14 protein-coding genes are annotated in these 21,147 nt (G+C 70.8%); 7 read left to right on the top strand and 7 right to left on the bottom strand.

Features of this window, described 5'->3' with window-relative positions:
- Nucleotides 1-7: 7 nt before the first annotated feature.
- Nucleotides 8-2,338, bottom strand: a complete 2,331-nt coding sequence (locus FK267_RS03480) for an FtsX-like permease family protein (RefSeq protein ID WP_141406320.1) — start codon at nucleotides 2,336-2,338, stop codon at nucleotides 8-10.
- Nucleotides 2,339-2,640: 302 nt separating this feature from the next.
- Between FK267_RS03480 and FK267_RS03475 the strand changes: the two genes are divergently transcribed.
- Nucleotides 2,641-3,666 (top strand): bifunctional riboflavin kinase/FAD synthetase, encoded by a 1,026-nt coding sequence (locus FK267_RS03475; protein ID WP_141406363.1) that lies wholly within the window; start codon nucleotides 2,641-2,643, stop codon nucleotides 3,664-3,666.
- Nucleotides 3,667-3,886: 220 nt separating this feature from the next.
- Complete coding sequence (rpsO, locus tag FK267_RS03470) at nucleotides 3,887-4,156, top strand: 30S ribosomal protein S15 (protein WP_003786006.1); 270 nt, start codon at nucleotides 3,887-3,889, stop codon at nucleotides 4,154-4,156.
- 85 nt (nucleotides 4,157-4,241) lie between these two features.
- Here the strand turns inward: rpsO and fucO are convergent, their stop codons facing one another.
- A complete protein-coding gene (fucO, locus tag FK267_RS03465) occupies nucleotides 4,242-5,393 on the bottom strand; it encodes a lactaldehyde reductase (RefSeq protein ID WP_141406319.1) in 1,152 nt (383 codons plus the stop codon).
- Nucleotides 5,394-5,821: 428 nt separating this feature from the next.
- On the opposite strand from fucO, the gene FK267_RS03460 reads away from it, so the two are divergent.
- Together FK267_RS03460 and FK267_RS03455 are read left to right on the top strand one after the other, a co-directional pair.
- Complete coding sequence (locus FK267_RS03460; RefSeq protein WP_141406318.1) at nucleotides 5,822-8,179, top strand: polyribonucleotide nucleotidyltransferase; 2,358 nt, start codon at nucleotides 5,822-5,824, stop codon at nucleotides 8,177-8,179.
- Nucleotides 8,180-8,363: 184 nt separating this feature from the next.
- Nucleotides 8,364-9,770 carry a M16 family metallopeptidase gene (locus FK267_RS03455; protein WP_141406362.1) on the top strand — a complete coding sequence of 469 codons (1,407 nt, stop codon included), beginning with the start codon at nucleotides 8,364-8,366 and terminating at the stop codon, nucleotides 9,768-9,770.
- 252 nt (nucleotides 9,771-10,022) lie between these two features.
- Here FK267_RS03455 and FK267_RS03450 read toward each other — a convergent pair whose 3' ends face one another.
- A complete protein-coding gene (locus FK267_RS03450; protein ID WP_141406361.1) occupies nucleotides 10,023-10,955 on the bottom strand; it encodes an oxidoreductase in 933 nt (310 codons plus the stop codon).
- Between the two features lie 168 nt (nucleotides 10,956-11,123).
- Between FK267_RS03450 and dapB the strand changes: the two genes are divergently transcribed.
- Entirely contained in the window at nucleotides 11,124-11,876 is a 753-nt protein-coding gene (dapB, locus tag FK267_RS03445) for a 4-hydroxy-tetrahydrodipicolinate reductase (protein WP_141406317.1), read from the top strand.
- Nucleotides 11,877-11,905: 29 nt separating this feature from the next.
- On the opposite strand, the gene FK267_RS03440 is transcribed toward dapB, so the two are convergent.
- Entirely contained in the window at nucleotides 11,906-12,682 is a 777-nt protein-coding gene (locus tag FK267_RS03440; protein ID WP_141406316.1) for a GNAT family N-acetyltransferase, read from the bottom strand.
- 121 nt (nucleotides 12,683-12,803) lie between these two features.
- Between FK267_RS03440 and dapA the strand changes: the two genes are divergently transcribed.
- Both dapA and FK267_RS03430 read left to right on the top strand, forming a co-directional pair.
- Entirely contained in the window at nucleotides 12,804-13,700 is an 897-nt protein-coding gene (dapA, locus tag FK267_RS03435) for a 4-hydroxy-tetrahydrodipicolinate synthase (RefSeq protein ID WP_141406315.1), read from the top strand.
- 22 nt (nucleotides 13,701-13,722) lie between these two features.
- A complete protein-coding gene (locus FK267_RS03430) occupies nucleotides 13,723-14,169 on the top strand; it encodes a pyrimidine dimer DNA glycosylase/endonuclease V (RefSeq protein ID WP_141406314.1) in 447 nt (148 codons plus the stop codon).
- Nucleotides 14,170-14,208: 39 nt separating this feature from the next.
- Here FK267_RS03430 and FK267_RS03425 read toward each other — a convergent pair whose 3' ends face one another.
- The 3 genes from FK267_RS03425 to FK267_RS03415 form a co-directional block, all read right to left on the bottom strand.
- Complete coding sequence (locus tag FK267_RS03425) at nucleotides 14,209-15,993, bottom strand: AMP-binding protein (RefSeq protein ID WP_141406313.1); 1,785 nt, start codon at nucleotides 15,991-15,993, stop codon at nucleotides 14,209-14,211.
- Between the two features lie 75 nt (nucleotides 15,994-16,068).
- Nucleotides 16,069-17,985, bottom strand: coding sequence for an AMP-binding protein (locus tag FK267_RS03420; RefSeq protein WP_075378328.1), 1,917 nt, complete (start codon nucleotides 17,983-17,985; stop codon nucleotides 16,069-16,071).
- A 160-nt stretch (nucleotides 17,986-18,145) separates the two neighbouring features.
- Nucleotides 18,146-20,761 carry a HelD family protein gene (locus tag FK267_RS03415; protein ID WP_075378327.1) on the bottom strand — a complete coding sequence of 872 codons (2,616 nt, stop codon included), beginning with the start codon at nucleotides 20,759-20,761 and terminating at the stop codon, nucleotides 18,146-18,148.
- Nucleotides 20,762-21,147: the final 386 nt, after the last annotated feature.

Below are 21,147 nucleotides of genomic sequence, written 5' to 3'. Positions count from 1 at the left end.
TCTCTCCTTACTCGCCGGTGCTCAGGGTCATGGTCAGGGGCATGGTGCGTAGGCGTCTGAGTGCCAGGGCGACAGCACCGACGACGGTGGCCAGCAGTGCCCCTGGTAGGACGAGCCCCACCAGCCACCAGTTGGGGAGGAGCTGAAGGTCGGGGGCTCCGCGCGAGGCCATGACCGCCCCGATCGCGGGGCTGCCCAGAGTGGAGGCCCCCAGGAGCCCTAGGGCAGTCCCCAGCAGCGCCAGGAGGCCGAAACGGATGAGGTACTGCCCCGCAACTGCTCGTCTGGTGCACCCCAGCGCCATCAGGACGCCGATCTGAGGTCGCTCCCGCGAGACGATGAGGACGGTGAACAGCACCGTGATGAGGAAGGACAGCCCCAGCGCGATGGCGCAGGCCAGCGTGGTGACGACGCGGACCTGGGAGCCGGTGGCCCCGAAGAACTGGGCGGCATACTGATTCATGCTGACCGCCTGGATCCCCGGGTACTCGCCGCTCAGCTGCTTGGCGAGGGCGCTGGCCTGCTGAGTGGAGCCGGCGTCGACGTAGACGATCTGCCACAGTGCGGGGGCACCGTCGTCGAAGGTGGCCTTGGCGGTATGCCCGTTGTTGGTGATGTCCTGGTAGACACCCGTGACCGTCAGGTCCTTGTCACCGTCGGCGGTCCGGACGGTGACCGTGGCGCCCTCCTTGGCCCCCGTGTCCTGGGCCTGGCTGAAGGACAGGGCGATCTCGTCGTCGGTGGTGGGGGCACGCCCGGAGAGGTACTCCATGGGGAAGGCCTCATGGTCCCCGATATCAATGAGCGCCGTCTGCCAGCCGCCGGCGGCAGTGGACATCTTGTAGCTGCGGCGCAGCATCGTGGTGTGCCGGGTGACGCGGGGGTCGGAGTCGACGGCCTTCTCCACGGCGGCCAGGTTCTGGACCCCGGTGCGTACGTCGATACGCAGGTCGGCCCGACCGGCCCCCAGGTAGGTGGCCACACGTGGGTCGCTCAGAGTCGAGGAGACATTCGTCGGCAGCACCATGGTGAAGGTGCACAGCGCCAGAACACCGAGCATCAGGGCGTTGGAGGGGCGCAGTGCCTCGCGCGCCCCGAGCCACACCTGAACCGGAAGGCGGCGAAGGGTGGTCAGTCTCCAGCGCTGCCGGCGTGGGCGCAGGGAGGCGCTGGTGCCGCTGCGCAGAGCCTCGATGGCCGAGATGCGGCCGATGCGCCGCAGAGCCAACCAGGTGAAGCCGATGACTCCGAGCGCCAGAACCAGAACCGTGAGGATCGGCAGCCCCACGCTCCACAGGGTGGTCGCGGGCCGGCCCAGGTAGAGGGTCGTCGGGGCCTCCAGGGCGGTGGCCAGGGGCTGGCCGGCCACGTAGCCCAGGGCCGCCCCCAGCGCTGACAGAGCCAGGTACTTGGCCACGTAAAGGCGGCGTATCCGCCTCAGTGGCGCCCCGATGGCCTTGAGCACGGCGATCTGGGCCAGGTCCGTCTCGACGGCCGCCAGCACGGTGTAGCGCAGGGCGAGGACGGCGACAACCGCCAGAATGACAGCCACCACCAGGGCCACTGCCACGATGAGCATGGCGTTGAGTGAGTTCATGAGCTGGATCATCGAGGCGCTGACGTTGATGCCGTTACTGGGCAGACCCGCCTCCTTGTAGGCGTCGATGACGCCGTCGGGGCGGGCGGAGTCGGTCAGGCTCATCTCAATGAGGTACTCGGGCTCGGTGATCTGCTGCTCCAGGGCGGAGAAGTCCTCGGGCGAGACCACCAGGCGCTTGGAGGGGATCATGGCGGCATTCATCTGAGCGTCGCGGGCGAATCCCACGACGGTCAGGGTCGTGGTCCTGCCGGCGCTGCTGACGGTCACGGTGTCGCCGACATCGGCGCTGTTGATCGCCCGGTAGTGGATCGGCAGCACCACCTCTCCCGGCCCCGGGCTGGCGGGTTCGCCGTCGTCGTCGAGCAGGAGGTCGAGGTGCTTGGGAGAGGTGACGAAGGCGGGCTCGTTGTAGGACTCGGACTGGTTGACGCCGTTGATGGACAGCTCCTGGTGCGCTACCGGAAGGGTCTTGATGACCTCGTGGTCGGTGACGTCGCTGCGCGCCTGCACCCACGTCTCGATCGCCTGCCGGTCGCGGTCGTCAATACGGCCGGAGTGCATCTGCACCAGGTCCGGCAGCTTGGCCCGCTGCGAGAGCCGGTGCGTGGCCGACAGGCTGTCCACCACCAGGGACGTCCCGGCCGACATCAGTGTGGCCGCCAGGGCGATGAGGGCGGTCAGGGTGGCGGCCACGACGGCGCCGCGCGCCAGGTCCGCCTTGAGAAGTCGCATCAGCATGACAGCAGCCTCCTTGGAGTCTGTCCTCGGTCTTGCGGGCTCTTTCCCGGATGAGGGATTCCCAGGTGAGGGAACGGTTCTCGACACTAATCGACTGACAGTCGATATCGAGAATAGACTGACGGTCGAAACGCGTCAAGGCGTGTCGAGGGCGGCTGGTTCGCATCTGGCTGCGCCCCCGTGGCAGGGTTGTCCCGCGTACGCACCTCTCCCGACCCGGTGGGGTGGGCGGGGGCGTGCGGATGCGGATGAAGACAGGGGCGCGGTGCGCCCACGGGCCGATGAGAGCAGGAACAGCGACAGTGGAGGTCTGGTACGGCGCCGAGCAGGTGCCAGCGAGCCTGAGCGCTCCGGGAGGGCCGGGCGCCGTGGTCACGATGGGCATCTTCGACGGCGTCCACCGCGGGCATCAGGCGGTCCTGGGACGCGTCGTCGAGCTCTCCCATGAGCTCGCCCACGACGACCGGCGGCCCCTGGCTGTCGCGGTCACCTTCGACCCCCACCCCCGTAGCGTCCACCAGCCCGAGGCCGACCTGCCCCTCATCGCCTCCCTGACCGACCGCCTGGCCTCCCTGGGGGACCTCGGTCTCGACGCGGTCCTGGTCATCACCTACACCCTCAACTTCGCTGCCCAGAGCCCGCAGGACTTCGTGCGCACCTGGCTGGAGGAGCTGCTCGGGGCCCGCGCGGTCGTCGTCGGCGACGACGTCCGCTTCGGTTGGCGCAACTCCGGGGACGCCGCCACCCTGGAGCAGATCGGTCGCCAGGACGGCTTCGAGGTGGAGATCGTCTCCACCATCTGCTCCGACGAGGGGCGTCGCTGGTCCTCGACGTGGATCCGCCAGTGCCTTAAGGATGGGAACATGCGGCAGGTCAGCCGGGTCCTGGGCCGTCCCCACCGGCTGCGCGGCGTCGTCGTGCGAGGTCTGCGCCGCGGCCGCGAGCTCGGGTTCCCCACCGCCAACCTGGAGGCCGCCACCGCCGGTGTCGTGCCGCCCGACGGGGTCTACGCCGGCTGGCTGATTCGCGGCTGCGCAGACGAAGGCGATGTCCAGCGGCTGCCCGCCGCCATCTCGATCGGCACCAATCCCACCTTCGACGACGTCCCCCAGCGCACGGTCGAGGCTCATGTCCTGGGGCGAGCCGACCTCAATCTCTATGGCGAGGAGGTGGGGGTCGAGCTCGTCGAGCGCCTGCGCCCCATGCTCGCCTTCGATGGGCTCGATGCGCTCCTGGTGCAGATGCGCGCCGATATCGAGGACACCGCCCGGATTCTGGGAGTCCCGGTCCCCGAGCCGATCCGTCCCGAGGATGTCACTGCGCAGTAGCTCCGGTGGCGGGGCAAGGCCATCGCGGGGGTCGTCGCCGTCGGAGCCTGACCGTCGCATCCCGCTTCCGCCCCGGAACTGTGCCGGTTCGCACAGCCTCTGGCGTGATCGGAGGGAAGCGGCGCTGGTAAGGTTGGCGGGCCGTCGATCGGCCACGGATACCTCATGCCCGGGAGAACCTGCCCCGGCGCTCCGTGCAACGAGACCCGAAGGAGTCCGCATGTCGGTTACCGCAGAGCGCAAGCAAGAGATCATCGCCGAGTACGCCACCCACGAGGGTGACACGGGCTCCCCGGAGGTCCAGGTCGCCATCCTCACCGAGCGCATCTCCAACCTCACCGAGCACTTCAAGGGCCACACCCACGACCACCACTCGCGTCGCGGCCTCTACCTGCTCATCGGTAAGCGCCGTCGCCTGCTCGACTACCTCATGAAGGAGGACATCGAGCGCTACCGTGCTCTTATCGCCCGCCTCGGCATCCGCCGCTGAGCGAGCTGACAGCCTCGAGCCGTGCGGCCCGGCCCCTGGAGGGGAGCCGGGCCGCATCGCGTTCAAGGGGGCGCTTCGCCCGTCGTCAGAGCAGTGAGGTGTAGAGCGCCTTGATGTCCTCACGGGTCGCGGGGCGCGGGTTGCCCGGCGTGCACACGTCGGCGAAGGCGTCATCGGCCAGGGCCTCGATGCCGTCGGCCTCCACCCCGACCTCGGAGATTCGGGTGGGGTTGCCCAGGTCCCGCGTCAGCTGGGCCACGGCCTCCACGGCTGCGGCGCGCGCCTCCTCCAGCGGCATGGTCCGGGCTTCCTCAACCCCGAAGGCCTCGGCGATGTCGCGGTACTTCTCCCCGGTGTGCTCGGCGTTGAAGGCCATGACCGGGGCCAGGAGGATCCCGTTGGCGACCCCGTGCGGGGCGTTGTAGCGCCCGCCCAGCGGGTGGGCCATGCCGTGGACCAGGCCGAGCCCGACGTTGGAGTAGGCCATGCCGTTGATGTAGGCGGCCAGTCCCATCTGCTCCACGGCGTCGGCGTCCCCGTCAGCAGCGGCGCGCAGGTTCGCCGCGATCATCTGGATGGAGCGCAGGCACAGGGCGTCGGAGAGATCCCAAGCGCCCGGCGTGATGTAGCCCTCGATGGCGTGGGTCAGGGCGTCCAGGCCGGTGGCGACCTTCAGGGAGCGGGGCATGCCGTCCATGAGGTCGGGGTCCACGATGGCCAGGACCGGGATGTCGTGGGGGTCGACGCACACGAACTTGCGCTGCTTGGAGGTGTCGGTGATGACGTAGTTGATGGTGGTCTCGCTGGCCGTGCCCGCGGTGGTGGGCACGCCGATGATCGGCACGCCCGGGCGGGTCGTGGGGGACAGGCCCTCCAGGCTCAGCACGTCCTCGAAGTCGGGGTTGGTGGCGATCACCGAGATCGCCTTGCACGTGTCCTGGGGCGAGCCCCCGCCCAGGCCGATGAGCACGTCGGCGCCCGAGGCCCGGAAGGCGGCCAGGCCGGCCTGGACCTTCTCGATCGGCGGGTTGGGGACGACGTCGGAGAAGATCTCCCAGCCGATGCCGGCCTCGTCGAGCAGGTCGGTGATGCGGGCGGCGGTGCCGTTGTCGGCCAGGACCGGGTCGGTGATGATGAATGCCTTGGTCAGGCCCCGGCGGGCGATCTCGGGGGCGATATGGGCAATCGCGCCTCTGCCGAAGTAGCCGGTCTGGTTGAAGATCATGCGGTGGGTCATCGTTGACGCTTCTGAGATGAGAGGGGACAGGACTGCTTTGTCCTGACGTTGGTCACCACTTTGTCGCGATCAGGCGAGCTCAGTCCAGGAAGTCATCGGTTCCGCGCGTCCCATCTCACGTGGCATCCGGTGGCGCTGATCGGCATCATGTGGCCGCGCACGATAGAATCTGCGCGGCTGTACCCTCGTGTACTCGCCGGCTCATCGATGCTCTCCCAGCGTGCGAGCCGGCCAGGAGTAAGGAGGAGTCGCAGTCCGCCCTCGGGAAGAGACCCGGGGAGCGGCCGGCCCCGTCGGTTTTCGGTGGTGGCCTCCGGAACCGTGCTCGCGCCGTCGGATCAAGGATATCCGCGTGTGGCAGCACTTGGCTCCGTGGGCCTCGATCGAAGGCCACGGACCCGGCACGACGATCACGAGAAAGAGACTTCATGTTCATTGACGACCCCGAGGTCACCGCCGCCGAGGCAGTGATCGACAACGGCTCCTTCGGCAAGCGCGTGGTGCGCTTCGAGACGGGCCGCCTGGCCAAGCAGGCCGCTGGAAGCGCCATGGCCTACCTCGACGGTGAGACCGCCGTCCTGTCCGCCACCACCGTGGGCAAGCACCCCAAGGACCAGTTCGACTTCTTCCCCCTGACCGTGGACGTCGAGGAGCGCCAGTACGCCGCCGGCCGCATCCCCGGCTCCTTCTTCCGCCGCGAGGGCCGCGCCGGAACCGCCGCCATCCTGGCCTGCCGCCTCATCGACCGTCCGCTGCGCCCCTCCTTCGTCAAGGGCCTGCGCAACGAGGTCCAGGTCGTTGAGACCGTCCTGGCCATCCACCCCGACGACGACTACGACGTCCTGGCCATCAACGCCGCCTCGATGTCCACCCAGATCGCCGGCCTGCCCTTCTCCGGGCCCGTGGCCGGTACCCGCCTGGCTCTCATCGACGGGCACTGGGTGGCCTTCCCCCGCTACTCCGAGCAGCAGCGCGCCACCTTCCAGATGGTGGTGGCCGGCCGCGTCCTGGAGTCCGGCGACGTCGCCATCATGATGGTCGAGGCCGGCGCCACCGAGCACGCCTGGGAGCTCATCAACGCCGGGGCCGTCGCCCCCACCGAGGCCGTCGTCGCCGAGGGCCTGGAGGCCGCCAAGCCCCACATCAAGGCCCTGTGCGAGGCCCAGCTCGAGGTCGCCCAGCACGCCTCGAAGCCCACCGCCGAGTTCCCCCTCTACCTGGACTACTCCGACGAGCAGTACGACGCCGTGGAGAAGGCCGCCGAGGCCCACGGCCTGGCCGCCGCCATCGCCACCGAGGGCAAGCAGGCCCGCGACCTGGCCACCGACGCCGTGCGTGACGAGGTCCTGGCCGAGCTCGCCGAGTCTTTCCCCACCGAGGAGGACACCAAGGCCCTCAAGGCGGCCTTCCGCTCCGTGACCAAGAAGATCGTGCGCCACCGCACCCTCACCGAGGGCGTGCGCATGGACGGGCGCGGCCTGAAGGACATCCGCACCCTGGCCGCCGAGGTCGAGGTCCTGCCCCGCGTGCACGGCTCGGCCATCTTCGAGCGCGGCGAGACCCAGATCCTGGGCGTGACCACCCTCAACATGCTGCGCATGGAGCAGCAGGTGGACGACCTCTCCCCGGTCACCCACAAGCGCTACATGCACAACTACAACTTCCCGCCCTTCTCCACCGGTGAGACCGGTCGCGTGGGCGCCCCCAAGCGCCGCGAGATCGGCCACGGCAACCTGGCCGAGCGGGCCCTGGTGCCGGTCCTGCCCACCCGCGAGGACTTCCCCTACGCGATCCGCCAGGTCTCCGAGGCCCTGGGCTCCAACGGCTCGACCTCCATGGGCTCGGTGTGCGCCTCCACCCTGTCGCTGCTCAACGCCGGTGTGCCGCTGCGCGCGCCCGTGGCCGGTATCGCCATGGGCCTCATGCACGAGGTCATCGACGGCGAGACCAAGTGGGCCACCCTCACCGACATCCTCGGCTCCGAGGACGCCTTCGGGGACATGGACTTCAAGGTCGCCGGAACCCGTGACTTCATCACGGCCCTCCAGCTGGACACCAAGCTCGACGGCCTGCCCTCCGAGGTGCTGGCCGGCGCGCTCGGCCAGGCCCGTGACGCCCGCCTGTTCATCCTCGACGTCCTGGCCCAGGCCATCGACGCCCCCGACGAGATGGCTCCCACGGCCCCGCGTGTCCTGGCCGTGCGCATCCCGGTGGACAAGATCGGTGAGGTCATCGGCCCCAAGGGCAAGATGATTAACCAGATCCAGGAGGACACCGGCGCGGACCTGACGGTCGAGGACGACGGCACCGTCTACATCGGCGCCTCCGACGGCCCCTCGGCCGAGGCGGCCCGCGACGCCGTCAACGCCATCGCCAACCCGCAGATGCCTGAGATCGGTGAGCGCTTCGTGGGCACCGTGGTCAAGACCACCACCTTCGGCGCCTTCGTCTCGCTGACCCCCGGCAAGGACGGCCTGCTCCACATCTCCCAGATCCGCCGGCTCGTCGGCGGCAAGCGAGTGGAGAACGTCGAGGACGTCCTCAACGTCGGGGACAAGGTCCAGGTCGAGCTGGCCGAGATCGACCAGCGCGGCAAGCTGAGCCTGCACGCGGTCCTCACCGACGAGCAGCTCGCCGCCGAGGCCGAGGGTGAGGCCTCCCGCAAGGCCTCCCGTGAGGGCGGCTCGCGCCGCGAGACCAAGGACGAGGACGGCGAGCAGCCGCGCCGCGAGCGCCGTCCGCGCCGTCGCCGCATGCGCAGCGCCGAGTCCTCCGAGGAGGAGTGAGGCCCGTTCAGCGGCCCTAGCCGACTGACGTATCTCTCCGGTGTCCCCGTCCGGTCCTCTGGGCCGGGCGGGGACACCGCCGTCATCGGGCAGTGTGTTCGCTGCCCGCGGCAGCACGCGGCCGGGTGCGGGAACGACACCGGGCCCGCCAGCCCGCTAGTCTTCGCGGGTGACCAACCCAGACATGCGCGCCGGATTAGCCCGGCCGGCGGCCTCTCAGCCCTCCACGACCCCCGCGACCGGGCAGTCCTCGAGCCCGACTGACTACGCCGAGGTGGAGCTCGGGCGTGGGCGGCCCGGCCGTGACGGCACCGAGCTGACCCTGCACGACGATGGGGCTCTCACCCGCCGCTCGGTCCTGCCCGGTGGGGTGCGCGTCATCACCGAGTCCGTGCCAGGGCTGCGCTCGGCCTCGATCGGCATGTGGTTCGGCGTCGGCAGCCGCGACGAGGTGCCCGGCCAGGAGGGCTCCACCCACTTCCTGGAGCACCTGCTGTTCAAGGGCACCGCCACGCGCGATGCCCACGAGATCGCCGAGGCCTTCGACATGATCGGCGGGGAGTCCAACGCCGCCACCTCCAAGGAGCACACCTCCTACTACGCCCGTGTGCTCGCCCCTGACGGTATGCAGGCCCTTGACGTGCTCGCCGACATGGTGACCTCCTCCCTCCTGGAGCCGGCCGACGTTGAGACCGAGCGCGGCGTCATCGTCTCCGAGCTGGCCGACGCCGCCGACGACCCCGCCGACGTCGCCCAGGAGGCCTTCGCCCGCGCCGCCTTCGGTGAGGACACACCGCTGGGCCGACCCATCGGCGGTACCAACGAGACTGTCACTGCCGTTCCGCGTGACGCCGTGTGGGAGCACTACAAGCGCACCTACGCCTCCGACACCCTCGTGGTGGCCGCTGCCGGCGCCGTCGACCACGACGAGGTCTGCGAGCGGGTCCTGGCCGACCTGGCCGCGGCCGGGTGGGACGCCTCACCCGATGCCGTCCCGCGCGAGCGCCGCTTCGAGATCGAGCCCTTCGCGCCCCTGGACGTCCACGACATCACCGTCCCGCGCGAGAGCGAGCAGAGCCACCTGTACCTGACCTGCCAGGGAATCGCCGTACGCGATGAGCGCCGCTGGGCCATGAGCGTGCTCACCACCATCCTGGGAGGGGGCATGTCCTCGCGCCTGTTCCAGGAGGTGCGTGAGAAGCGGGGCCTGGCCTACACCACCTACGCCTTCGACACCTCCTACGCCGGTGCCGGCGCCTTCGGGCTCTACGCGGGCTGCGCCCCCGGCGACGTCGACGAGGTGTGTGCCGTCATGATCGGCGAGTTTGAGAAGCTCGCCGAGCATGGGGTCACTGAGCGGGAGATGATGCGCGCCCGCGGCCAGCTGCGCGGGGCCATGGTGCTTGGGGGAGAGGACTCCCTGGCGCGTATGGGTCGCCTGGGACGGGCCGAGGTCGTCACCGGGCGCCTGCGCTCCATGGGGGAGAACCTGCGCCGCCTGGAGGCCGTCACCCCTGAGGAGGTCCGGGAGATGGCCGCCTGGCTGGTGGAGCAGAAGCGCGCCCGCATCCTGGTGGGCCCGGTCGACTGACGGCTGTCGGCAACCGACGGGGCCATGACCCGCTCATCGAACGCCGCAGGAGCCAGAAGAGGGGCTGAGTGTCCAAATCGGTGACAAAGGCGCGGATCGCTCTCATCCAGCCGATGCGCAACCGCATGATTCCAAGGTTCTCCAGCCTGCGCTCTAAGAGGTGGAGGTCCTTTGTCTCCGATCTGGACACCAACAGGCTGATTCCAGTCGTTGGCCCCTGGTGCTACTGGTCAGTGTGGGCCTGAGCGTTGCTCAGCGCCGGAAGCCGAAGGCGGCACTGATGAGCTGATCGAAGGCGCGGTCGGGCAGGACTCGGCGCGCGGCAATGAGCGGCTTGGCCATGAAGCCCACGGCGTAGCGGGTCCGGGGGTGACGGGCGGTGACGATCTTGCCGACGGTACGAGCGATGACCTCCGGCGGGGAGTAGTGCCGCCGGTTTGACTCGCTGCGCATGGCTCCGGCCACGTCTCGGATCTGGTCGGCGTAGGCACTGCCCTCGGCCGTGGCCTCGAGGTGATCGGCGGCGATCGATGCCCATTCGGTGCGGATGCCGCCGGGCTCGACCACGACGACGTTAATCCCGAAAGGAGACAGCTCGATGCGTAGCGCGTCGCTCAGGGCCTCGACGGCGTACTTGGTGGCGTGGTACCAGCCGCCCAGTGGTGTGGTCAGCCTCCCGCCGATGGAGGAGATGTTGATGATGGTGCCCGAGCCCCGGGTTCGCATGTGCGGGGTGATGAGCTGGGTCAGGCGCGCCAGACCGAAGACGTTGACCTCGAACTGGCGGCGGGCCTCGTTGATCGGGACGTCCTCGATGGCGCCGTAGGAGCCGTAGCCGGCGTTGTTGACCAGGACGTCGATGCGTCCGGTCTCCTCCAGGATGCGGTTGACGCCGGAGCTCATGGAGGCGTCGTCGGTGACGTCCATGGCCAGCGGGCGGATGCCGTCGGCGGTCAGGGCCTGGAGACGGTTGGTACGACGGGCTGCGCCGTAGACGATGTAGCCCAGTGCCCGGAGCTTGTGGGCGGTGTCCTCGCCGATGCCGGAGGAGGCGCCAGTGACGAGGGCAACCCCGGTACCGGGCGCCTTGGAGAATGCCTGGGGCGCGGCGGCTGGTGCTTGCTCCGCGGTTGTAGTCACGAGCGGTTCCCTTTCTGATGATGTGGGAGTGCCTTCAGCATCCATCATGATTGGTGACTCTGTTCGGATCGACTCCCGGCTGCTCCCCCGTGGGGGACACATGCAGTCTCCCACCTGAGGCGGATCCAGAACGTCCAGGGCTGGACAACCGGAGTCGGTGTCGGGAGGCGGACGTGACCTCGCGGTGGGCGGGTGAGTCGCTAGGGTGGGGCCATGACGATTCGCGTAGCTGTTGTGGGCGCCGCCGGGCGCATGGGATCGACCGTCTGCCAGGCGGTCCAGGACGCCGAGGGCCTTGAGCTCGTGGCCCGCCTGGACGTGGGGGACACCCTCGACGCCGAGCACCTGGCGGGCGCCGATGTCGCCGTCGACTTCACCGTCCCCAGCGTCACTGAGGCCAATGTTCACGCCCTGCTCGACGCCGGAGTGGACGTCGTCGTGGGCACCACCGGCTGGAACGAGGAGTCCTACGGGCGCATCCGTGAGCACCTGGCCCGTCCCGAGGCCGCCGGCCGCAGCGTCCTCATCGCCCCGAACTTCGCCCTGTCCGCTGTGCTGGCCATGAGCTTCGCCGCGAAGGCCGCCCCCTACTTCGAGTCCGCCGAGGTCATCGAGCTTCACCACCCGAACAAGGTCGACGCGCCCTCGGGCACCGCGGTCGCCACCGCCCAGGGCATTGCCGCCGCCCGCGCCGAGGCGGGCCTGGGCGCCATGCCGGACGCCACTCAGACCGACCCCGACGGCGCCCGTGGGGCCGTCGTCGACGGCGTCCACGTCCACGCCGTGCGCCTGCGGGGGCTGACCGCCCACGAGGAGGTCGTGCTCGGCAACCCCGGCGAGCAGCTGACCATCCGCACCGACTCCTTCGACCGGGCCTCCTTCATGCCCGGCGTGGTCCTCGCCGTGCGGCAGGTCTCCAGCCGCCCCGGCCTGACCATCGGCCTGGACGCCCTGCTTGACCTCTGAGACGGGAGCCAGTCGGGGTCGGTGAGGCGCTACAGCGAGGCCGCCCAGCAGTCCTCAGTGATGCCCTCGCCGACGCCGAGCACCCGGTGGGCCCCGGTGGGCGCCATGCCCACCGAGGTCAGAATCCGGCTGATCGATTCGTCCCCGCGCACCGCCCAGGCCACGAGCGCCCTGGCGCCGTCCTGACGGGCCAGGTCCACGGCAGCCGCCAGGAGCCGAGAGCCGTGCCCGCGGCGCTGACTGGCCGGCTCCACGCCCAGGGCCGTGACCTCCACGGCCTGCACCCCGGCCTCATCGACGTGCCCCTCGGCGTCCATGGACTGGGTGGGGGCCAGGCCCAGCAGGCCCACCACCGTCCGGCTCGCAGCATCCGCCTGGGCGGTGGTGGCCACCAGGACGTGGTGCTCGGGCGAGGGCGGCTCGGTCACCGCTGCCTCCCAGCCCGCCGCGATGACGGGGGCGGCGATCATCGCCCGCACGCCCTCGGGCAGGGGCGCACCGTGTTCGGCGGTGTGGCCGGCCTCCAGGGAGGCCAACATGGTGGCGGCCTGGACCTGCCCGATCGCCGTCAGGTCCTCCGCCCGAGCCGGGCGCACGAAGCCCCCCGATGCCTGGGGGCCGTCATGGTCATGCTCCGCACAGTTGTGGACCTCGGGGAAGTGGCGGTGCGGGGCGCGTGTATCCGCATCCGGGTTCAGCCCGGCCAGCGGATCGGCGCCCAGGACGGAGCCGTCCCGGCTCCCGGAGGGCGATGAAGGCGATGAGGACGATGATGGCGATGCAGGCGAGGGGGTCGAGGAGGTCATGGACCGAGCCTAAGTGACGGCCCTTCCTGGTCTCTGAGTACATCCGGGAGTGGAGAGGTACCTATGGGACAGATCATGAGATGAGCCCCTCGGTGGGCCGGGTGCACGTTAGGGTGGCGCCATGAGCGCAGCCCCCTCCCGCAGCTTCGGTTCCGTCGGCGTCGCCATGGTCACCCCCTTCACGCCCAGTGGGGAGGTGGACTTCGACGCCGCCCGAGCCCTGGCGGTCAGCCTGGTCGATGACGGCGCTGACCTGATCCTCCTGTCGGGCACCACCGGTGAGTCCCCGACCACCCACACTCCCGAGAAGCAGGAGCTGATCCGCCAGGTCAAGGACGCCCTGGCCGGTCGCGCCATGATCATGGCCGGCGCCGGCTCCAACGACACCGCCCACGCGGTGCGCATCGGCGTGGCCTCCCAGGAGGCCGGCGCCGAGGGCCTGCTCATCAACGCCCCCTACTACAACCGCCCCAGCCAGGAGGGCGTCTACCGGCACATCAACGCCGTCGTGGAGGCCACCGACCTGCCCGTCATGGTCTACGACATCCCCGGACGCACCGGCGTGAAGATCACCGAGGAGACCCTGGCCCGCCTGGCCGAGAACCCCCGCGTCAAGGCCGTCAAGGACGCCACCGGGGACGTCGAGCAGGGCTTCCGCCGCATGGAGTCCACCGGCCTGGAGTACTACTCCGGCGACGACGGCCTCAACTTCGCCTGGCTCACCCACGGCGCCTCCGGCGTCATCTCCGTGGCCGCCCACGCCGACGCCCACTCCTGGCGCCAGATGATCGACGCCGTCGACGCCGGCGACCTGGCCAGCGCCCGCACCCTCGCCCGCAGCCTGCGCCCCCTGGTCCACGCCATCATGGGCGGCGGGCAGGGAGCCGTCATGGCCAAGGAGGCCCTGCACCTCCAGGGACGCCTGCCCAGCCCCACCCTGCGCCTGCCCCTGGTGCGAGCCGAGGAGACCGAGGTCGCCACCCTGCGCGATGTCCTGGCCGCCTCCGGGCTGCTCTGAGAACCGGAAGCGCACTGCCGCCATGCGCATGTGGTCGCTGCACCCGAGCCACCTGGACCGTGCGGGCCTGGTGGCCTGCTGGCGCGAGTCACTCCTGGCCCAGGCGGTCCTGGCCGGACGTACCCGCGGCTACCGCAACCACCCCCAGCTCGAACGCTTCCGTGCCGCCCCTGATCCGGTCACCCCGGTGGTGGCGGTGGGCGCCTACCTGTGGGGACTGCGCCAGGAGGCCGTCCGGCGCGGCTACCGCTTCGACGCCACCCGCATCGACCTGCCTGAGGCCGAGTGCACCGGTGTCAGCCTGACGGTCACCGAGGGGCAGATGGACCTGGAGCGCAGACACCTTGAGGCCAAGCTGGCCGGCCGCGCCCCCGACCTCCTGCCCCTGCCCGAGCGGCTTGAGGCGCACCCGATCTTCCGGGTCGTCCCCGGCGACGTCGAGCCCTGGGAGCGGGCACTGACCCCGTAAGCCCCGGGCGGGCTCAGAGACGACCGGTACCGCGGCCGCTCAGCCCTCTTCCGTGATTCTTGCGAGCACCTGCTCGCGCACGACGCGGCGCAGGATCTTGCCGATCTGGGAGCGCGGCATCTCCTCGATGACCTCCAGGCGGTGCGGCAGCGCGTAGCGCGGGATCGTCCGCTCGGCGTGCTCCCGCACCGCCTCCAGGGTCACCGACCCCGGCGCGGTCCCCTCAGCCAGGACGACGGCGGCGCACACGAGCTCGCCCATCGCGCCGTCGGGAAGCCCCACGACCGCGACATCGGCCACGCCCGTCAGGGAACGGATCGCGGCCTCCACCTGACTGGGGTAGACGTTGAAGCCACCGGTGAGGATCAGCTCGCGCTTGCGGTCTGCCATCCACAGGAAGGAGTCCTCCCTGCGCACGATGTCGCCCGTGCGCAGCCAGCCGCCCGGCAGGATCGCGGCCTGCGTGGCCGCCTCGTCCTCCCAGTAGCCGGCGAAGACCTGGGGGCCGCGCACCAGCAGCTCACCCGGCTCGCCGTCGGGCACCTCCCGGTCGGGGTCCGGGTCCTCGGGGTCCACGATGCGCACGTCCGTGGACGGGAAGGGCAGGCCCAGCGCACCCAGCCGCCGCGAGGGCCCCATGGGTGTGCCCGCGACGATCGGACTGGTCTCAGTCATGCCGTAGCCCTCGACGAAGAAGCCGCCGGTCGCCTTCTCCCACCGGGCCCCGACCTCCGGCGGCATCGGGGCCGCCCCGCACACCCCGTAGCGCAGGGTCCCCAGCTTCGTGCCCCGCTTCTGGGCGCCGTCGAGGATCCTCTCGAACATGACCGGCACGCCGACGAAGAAGGTGAAGGGACGCCGCTCGTGCGCGGCGAGCACCTGATCCACCGAGAACTTGGGCAGCATCACCTGGGTGGCGGCCTTCTGCACCGCGCAGAAGAGGTTGAAGGTCAGCCCGAAGGCGTGGAAGAAGGGCAGCAGGCACAGGAAGTTCTCTCCGCCCTCATGCAGCATCGGCACCCAGGCGATGGCCTGGTTGGCGTTGGCCCGCAGATTGGTGTGCGTGAGCATCGCCGCCTTGGGGGTGCCGGTCGTCCCACCGGTGTGCAGCAGGACCGCGATGTCGGAGCCGGCCGGGTAGGGGAAGCGTGAGGGGATCCGGTGGGCGCCGGCCACCTCCTTGTCCCAGGAGCGCACCCCCGCAGGCAGGCTCTGTGCCCGGAAGGCGGCCCGCTGCCGGCGGGCCCGCTCCACCGGGAGCCGCAGCGCGGCGCGCAGACGCACCGGCATTGCGGCTGAGAGGTCCACGCTGAAGACCGTGCGCCCCTGGAGCGCATCGCCGTCGGCGCCTGAAGCCGGACGGGGATCGGTGACGAGGCCGACGCCCTTCTCCCACACGATGACGACGCGGGCTCCGTGCGCGTCCAGCTGGGAGCGGATCTCCTCGGCGGGCGCCAGCGGGTTGTGCTCTGCCACGACCGCGCCGATGCGCAGCGCCCCGTAGAGGGCCACGGCGTGCTGCGGACAGTTCGGCATGATGAGGGCCACCCGGTCGCCCTTGTGCACCCCCGAGGTCCGCAGCACCTGCGCCGCCCGCTCCGAGGCCTCCAGCAGCTCGCGGTAGGTCATCTCCGCGCCCAGGAAGTCGATGGCGACCCGATCGGGGTAGAAGCGCGCCGCTGTCTCCAGCAGCTCGCTCAGCGGCGCGTCGGGAACCTCGATCGCCGCCGGGATGCCGGGCTGGTAGTGAGGGCGCAGGTAGTGGCGGTGGTCCTGGGTGGCCTGCTGCGGTGAGGCGGCGGCGTTGATCGTGCTGTCAGTCATGTCTGTGGAGTCGAATCGGGCTGTGGGTGGGAGCAGTCAGGTGATCTGGGGCGGTCGCGATCTAAGGGCGTGCCCTCAGCGGGAGGCCGCGCTGTCATGCGGCCCGGCCTTGCCGTCCTGGCCGCCTTCCTGCTGACCGCCGTCCCTGCGCTCACCCCTGCCGGGGAAGTGCTCGACGATGGACACGGCCGCCGCCGTCGCTGCCCCGGAGGCCGCCTCCCGGGCCGCCAGGAGCTCATCGCGCACCACGCGCCGTAGCACCTTGCCGATCTGGGAGCGGGGCATCTCGGTCAGGATCGCAATCTGGCGTGGCAGGGCATAGTTGGACAGGTTCTTGGCCGCCCACTCGCGCACCTGCTCCAGGGTGACCGTCTGTCCCTCCTTGGGCAGGATCGCGGCGACGACGGACTCGTTACCGGCCTCGGCCGGCAGCCCGACGACGGCGACCTCCTCCACCTGCGGCATCGAGCGGACCGCGGCCTCCACCTCCGTGGGGTAGATGTTGAAGCCCCCGGAGATGATGAGCTCCTTGCGGCGGTCGGCGATGACGTAGAAGCCGTCCGCCTCCTGGCGCACCAGGTCACCCGTGCGCAGCCAGCCCCCATCCAGCAGCACCTCGGCGCTCTCCTCGGGGTTGTCCCAGTAGCCGGAGAACACCTGGGGGCCGCGGGCCAGCAGCTCGCCGACCTCCCCGGGAGCCACCTCGCGCTCGACGTCCTCAGGGTCCACCAGGCGCACCTGCGTGGAGGGGTAGGGTACCCCCAGGGTGCCGGGCCGACGCGCCGGCGAGATCGGGTTTCCCAAGATGATGGGGGAGGACTCGGTCATCCCGTAGCCCTCGATGATGGTGCCACCGGTGGCCTCCTCCCAGGCCTGCGCCACCGCCAGCGGGTTGGGGGCCGCCCCGCACACGGCGATCTTGCAGGAGGACAGGTTCGCCCCCGTGGCCCGCGCCCGGGTCACCAGACGGTCGAACATGACCGGCACCCCCGGGAAGAAGGTGGCCGGGCGCCGCTTCCAGGCGGCCAGCACCAGGTCCGCCCCGAACTTGGGCAGCACCACCTGGGTGGCGGCCAGCCCCACCGCGCACAGCAGCGACAGGGACATGCCGAAGGCGTGGAAGAAGGGCAGGACCGCGTAGAAGGTCTCCTTGCCCGCGCTCGTGGTGCCCGACGCCCAGGCCAAGGACATCTCGGCGTTGGAGCGCAGGTTCTCGTGGGTGAGGCATACGGCCTTGGGCGTGCCCGTCGTCCCGCCGGTGTACAGCAGAGCCGCTGCCTCTGAGGCGCTCGGCAGCGGGAAGCCCGTGGCCAAGGGGATGGCGGAGGCGGCCAGGTCGTCCCAGGAGCGCACCCCGGCCGGGATCCTGCCGCGCAGCTCGCGGCGCTGGGTGCGGGCGGCCGCCACTGGCAGCCTCAGGGCCAGGCGGCTGCGCAGAGGAAGATGGCGGGACAGGTCCACCGAGTACACGCTCAGGCCCCCCAGGCCCGCCGCCTCCAGGGAGCCCACTGCCGCCACGAGGCGCTCGAGGGTCTTCTCCCAGGCGATGATGACGCGCCCGCGGTGGATGTGGAACTGCTCGCGCAGCTGGGCGGCGGGCGCCAGCGGGTTGTGCTCGGCCACGATCGCCCCGATGCGCCAGGCCGCGTAGGCCACGACCACGTGCTGAGGGCAGTTGGGAAGAATGACCCCGACGACGTCCCCGCGCCCGACCCCCAGGCCCCGCAGGGCCTCTGCGGCCCGCGCCACCTGAGTCTCCAGCTGGGAGTAGGTGGTGGTCGCTCCCAGGAAGTCCAGGGCCACTCGGTCCGGGAAGTCCCGGGCGGCGTCGCGCAGCATGCAGGACAGGGGCTCGCTCACCGCCGGGATCGCGGAGGGCACCCCGGCCTGCCGGTAGACGGCCTCAAGGGCCTCATGACCGGAGGCGTCCGAGCCGGCCGCCGACTCGGCACTACGCGTGAGCGCGGGTACCGACGTGCGTGAAGCACTCATGGGTCTTCCCCCTTGTCTGCCGTGAGCCTTCCCCCGACGGGGAGGGTTTCGCCCGCCGCGGGTGCCGCCCGCGAGCGACGATGAGAACTCAGGAGCAACCGTAACCTACGGTGGCGTAACCTGCGTGGTCGGAGGCGTTGACAACCCTGTGCGATCCGGCTCACCGGCCGGAGGAACGCGGCTCCAGGCCCCGGGGAAGCGGCAGACGGCTGACCACCCGCAGGCGGCGCGTGGGACGAGTCATCGCCACGTACAGGTCGCCCGCGCTGCGCTCACCGATCTCAGCCGGGTCCACGAGCACCACGATGTCGAACTCCAGCCCCTTGGACAGTACCGGGTCGACCACCAGCAGCCGCGAGCGCAGCACGTCGCCTCCCGGAGCCTCCATCGCCGCGGCCAGGTCCGGGTCCTGGCGCAGCAGCGCCTCAGTGCGGCCGGGAGAGGGGCAGATGACCGCGATGCGCCCGACGCCGGCCCCCACCTGGTCATCCAGGCGGGCCGACTCCTGGGTCACGACCTCGCGCAGGAGGCTCGCCCAGGCCTCGGGCTGCCCACCCTCAGGGGACTGCGACGGGTCGGTGACCTCCAGGCAATCGGGCAGGTCGCGCACCGAGCGCACCGGGTAGACCGGCGGGTGACCCAGCTGCGTCACCGTCTCCTCGGCCGCCTCCATGATCGTGGCCGGCGTGCGGTAGCAGACGCTGAGGGCCTCCTCGCGCAGCGGGGTCGAGCCTCCACGCGAGCGCCCCGACTGCCGGCCCTGCCGCGAGCGCGAACGGGCCCGGTGACGGGACTGCGACCGGGACCGGCCCTGGGCCTCCGCAGCATCCTCAGCCGACGCCGTCCCCAGGGCGGTCAGCACCTCACCCCAGCTGCCCGGGGCGTGGGGGCCCGAGTACTGGGCCAGGTCCCCCACCACCGTGAAGGAGCGCACCGGGCAGCGACGCGCCAGCGCCCGCCACGCCATGGTGCCCAGCTCCTGGGCCTCATCGACGACGACGTGCCCGTAGGTCCACGTCCGATCCGCCCGGGCCCGCTCGGCCAGAGTCAGAGTGGGGCCGCCCTGGGAGACCCGGTCGGCCAGCATCTCGGCACTGACCATCCCGCCGCCCAGCTCCTGGGACTCGATCGCCTGGGCCGCGTATGCCACCAGGTCCTCGCGGCGGCGGGCCTCCAACCGGGCACGCCGGGCCTGGGCGTCCTCGCTGGGGCCCAGCAGCTCGGCCAGCTCATCAATGAGCGGGATGTCCGCCGCACTCAGAGCGCTCCCGGGCTCACGGTGCAGCAGCGTACGCTCCTGCTCGCTCAAGGACGGCGCCACCTGCTCCAGGAGGGCGGGCCGGCTCCACAGCCGCTCCAGCAGCCCCTGGGGCGTCGTCGGCATCCAGCACAGGTTGATCTCCCGGCGGGCGTCACGGGCGGTACGGATGTCCTCCCGGATCCAGGCGCGCGTGTCGGCGTCCGAGGCGTCCTGGTTCGTGGCCGCCGCGTACTGGTCGGTCAGGCGCTCCAGGAGCCAGATCACGAAGGCCTCGCGGGCCAGGTTGTGGGGCTTGCCGCCCCGACGGGCCCGGGAGGCCGCCTCACGCACGTCGTCGGGCTCCAGGGACAGGCGCACCCCCTGGACCTCGATCTCACGGGGAGCATCCGGGACACGCTGCAGGCCCCGCACCGCCCGCTCCAGGGCCTTGACCCACAGGGAGCGACCTTTGAGCTCGGCGATACGGGCATCCTCCTGCGCCGTGGCCCGCACCCCGGGAACCAGGTCGCCAATCGTCGTGGAGACCACCCCCGTCTCACCCAGGGAGGGCAGCACCTGCTCCACATAGCGCAGGAAGGTGCGCGACGGCCCCACCAGGAGCACGCCGGAACGCTCCAGGCGCTCGCGCTCGGAGTAGAACAGGTAGGCCACCCGGTGCAGCGCCACGGCCGTCTTACCCGTCCCCGGGCCGCCCTGGACCACGAGCACACCCCGGCCCGAGGAGGTGACGACCCGGTCCTGCTCGGCCTGAATCGTGGCCACGATGTCACCCATGCGGCCGTCACGGGCGCTGGACATGGCGGCGATGAGTGCACCCTCGCCCTGCAGGTCCCCAGCGGCCACGGAGGTCCCCGACGAGCCGGACGGGGCCTGGCCGGCCTTCAGAGCGGCCAGGTCCAGGACCTCGTCCTCCACCCCGAGCACCTGACGGGCCCGGGTGTCGATGTGCCGCCGACGCACCAGCCCCATGGGCTCGGAGGCCGTGGCCTGATAGAAGGCCCGGGCCAGAGGGGCGCGCCAGTCCAGGATCACCTCACGGTGCTGGGCGTCCTGCAGACCGATGCGCCCCACGTAGTGGCGCCGGCCCCCGTCAGTGACCGGGGAGGAGCCTCCCGTGCCCCTGCCGGTGCCGGGGGCTGAGGCCGGGGCCCGTCCGGAGGACCCCGAGTCCGACGCGTCATCGGGCGAGGTGCTCATATCCATCCGTCCGAAGACCAGACGGTCCTCGACCCCCTCCAGGGAGGAGACCAGCGACGAGTAGTGCACGGCGTAGGCGTCCCGCTCCCCGCGGGACTGGTGGGTGCCGCTGACACCCTGGGCCTCGGTACGGGCCAGGGAGTGGCGGGCCTGAGCCAGCTGGCGATCCAGCTCGCTGTAGGCGAGGTCGACGACGACCTGCTCACCGCGCATCTCGCGCTCGCGGACACTGCCCGCATCTTCCTCCGCCCGCGACGGCGCCTCCTGCTGGGAGTGCGGTGGGCGAGAGGGGATCGTCTGACTCACAAGGCCTCGCATCGGTTCTGGTTCTGGCAGGCATGCGCGTGGGGTGCACTGGCCGGCTCTGGTTGACGCTGACGGGTACTGGGGTCGGTGATGGCTTCAGTACGGTCGACCCATTATTCTCCTGCTGACGCCCCGACGGGGACGCCGAGGGCGAACAAGGCGCCCCAACCCGGCGTGGGCGGGAACATCGACAATCCAGAAGGTGTTGGCAGGAGTGCCCAGGACGCTAACCGCCGTTCCCGGGCACTCACCCGGACGAATCCTGATAAAACGCCGAATCGTCTCACTGAGCCGAGGACGCTCGACGTCGCTCGACCATGAAGCGACTCACACGGAATCGCTCCGGGTGCCGAACCCAGGCCATGCCCAGACCATGACCATCGCACGACACGGACACG

The organism is Actinomyces oris (genome assembly GCF_006546825.1).
Classification (GTDB): domain Bacteria; phylum Actinomycetota; class Actinomycetes; order Actinomycetales; family Actinomycetaceae; genus Actinomyces; species Actinomyces oris.
This window is presented reverse-complemented; position numbering and strand designations above follow the sequence as displayed.